At 33.9% G+C, this 2,084-nt stretch carries 3 protein-coding genes; 1 reads left to right on the forward strand and 2 read right to left on the reverse strand.

Annotated elements, in window-relative coordinates; genetic code table 11:
• The first annotated feature begins 412 nt into the window (after window positions 1–412).
• A complete protein-coding gene (locus tag DES35_RS11820; protein WP_371851084.1) occupies window positions 413–649 on the forward strand; it encodes a helix-turn-helix domain-containing protein in 237 nt (78 codons plus the stop codon).
• 65 nt (window positions 650–714) lie between these two features.
• Here the strand turns inward: DES35_RS11820 and DES35_RS11330 are convergent, their stop codons facing one another.
• Window positions 715–1,203, reverse strand: a complete 489-nt coding sequence (locus DES35_RS11330) for a hypothetical protein (RefSeq protein ID WP_125039494.1) — start codon at window positions 1,201–1,203, stop codon at window positions 715–717.
• 8 nt (window positions 1,204–1,211) lie between these two features.
• On the reverse strand, window positions 1,212–2,084 hold an 873-nt coding region (locus tag DES35_RS11335; RefSeq protein ID WP_147269362.1), incomplete at its 5' end, for an RHS repeat-associated core domain-containing protein.

Here is a 2,084-nt window from a genome sequence, read left to right on the forward strand (position 1 = left end):
CATCGCTTTGCAGAAGTATAGCTAAAATACGGGAGATTGAGTACACCAATAGATTTTTTTTATGAGTTTAGTGAGATTGAAAAAACTACTGTAAGTATTTGTGTTTTTCGGCTTTCAAGCCGTAATGTTTTAATTACTTCCGATATTGTAAACCTGTTTTGATGTCTTTTATATCCATTGAAAAAAGTTTAAAATTTTTACTTGTCAATATTTGGTAAAAAAGTAGAACATCTATATCAAACCACAAAATTTTTATGGTTTCAATAACTCATATTTTGTCTGTTTCTTTGCGTTATCATTTAATAACAGGCTTTTCAGCACCACAAATACACAGTATATGGATAGTTTCGGTAAAAAATTATGAGAAGCAAGAGAAGTTAAAGGCTACTCCTAAGATGAACTGACAAGACAAATCAGTTCACATCATTCTATTATTGGCAAGTACGAAAGAGACGAAGTAAAACCGACTGTTGATGTAATTAAGAAGCTCTCAGAAGTTTTAGATACCACCATTAGTTTTTTGATGGGCGAGACAGAAAGCCAAAATGTTTTTAAAGACCCTGTAATGTTTAAGCGTATGGCAGAGATTGAAAACTTGCCACAAAGAGACAAAGAATGTCTTTTGCTTACCGTAGATAATTTTATTTAAGCTACTAAATTGAATATATGCTATAAACGACAAAAGCCCGATTGCGTGGGTTGTATTAGTTTGGTTTATTCTTCCCTAATCAAGCTGTCTAAAAAATCGTAAAACTCAAGAAATAGGGAATTAAACTTTATATTACTGTATATCTTCGTATTCTCTTCAATTATTTTTTTACCATTAAAATAGACCAAAACTGATATTACGTGATAATCTGATACAGGTGCTGGTTCTTCTTCTTGGGATAAAATTATTTTTTCATTTTTATCTATGTATAATTGGTTGATAAAACGTAAAAATTGTTGAATAATTAGCGCTTCATTCACATTTTTTTCAAAATTAAAGTAAGCACTTCGTATCTCTATCTTTTCTTTTGTGTACGAAAAATGATACTCATTCGCTTCTGTACTTTTCCAATAATTTACTACTATGCTGTCCGCTTCTATTTGAATTTCTTGCTTCATTTCCTCTTTATTTGAGTGTTGGGTTTCACTACTTGAAGATGGTTGATTACAAGAACCAAAAAGATATAGCATTGCTATCATTGTCAAAAAGTTCATAATCCCACTCATCTTTTATCTTTATACTTGTTGTATAGGTTTCGATATAAGGGGTCAACCGTTGTCCGCCCTGTTTCTTCTTTAGTGTATTTTAATAAACTTCTCATATTAAATCCTTTATAATCATCTGTTGTTTTGTTCCATAGGGGCTTATAATTGATAACATTTTTATAAGCTAACCTATGAGATTTTATATATTCATAATTCCCCTGACCTTTCTTTATATGCGAATACCACTCGTGAACTACCACTGATGATTGAATATTTTCAACCGTAGTTTTATATGTATATTTATCTGTTCCTGTAATTCTATCATTCCACCCTTTATACATACTTTTTGGACGAGAATTCCAACCACCTGCATCATTTCCGTCATAATATATTTTCCCGCCTTCAATGCTACTCATACTAAAGGTTTCATCATAAATCTGTTGTCCTTCCATCTGAGAAACAATATGTGTCCAAATTTTTGATTTGGCATCTCCAGACAATTCACTTCTTACTCTGTCGTAGGTATTTGCATCTCCTCTTTGGGTCCCCACATTAAAACTTTCATCATAAAGTAGGTCAAAGGCCCCCATATTACTAAAATCTTTATCACCGTCATAAATGATAACTTGCCCCGTAAACCCTTCTTTTGTATTTCCCCGATAAGTACCGTCTGAACCGTAGACTGGTTCGTCCAAAGCTCCGTCCGGATCAATCCTTAAAATTGGATTGTTACTGCAATAATTGTATGGTGAAAGGGATTCTCTAAGGTGTGCCATCGGATCCACACTCAACCATTTGCTCACCACCGGGTGGTAGTACCTGGCTCCGTAGTAGAAAAGCCCGCTTTCGGAGTCGAGCTCTTTGGCATTGAAGCGATAGGGTGTGCTGAA

This window comes from Schleiferia thermophila (assembly GCF_003337435.1).
Taxonomy (GTDB): Bacteria; Bacteroidota; Bacteroidia; order Flavobacteriales; family Schleiferiaceae; genus Schleiferia; species Schleiferia thermophila.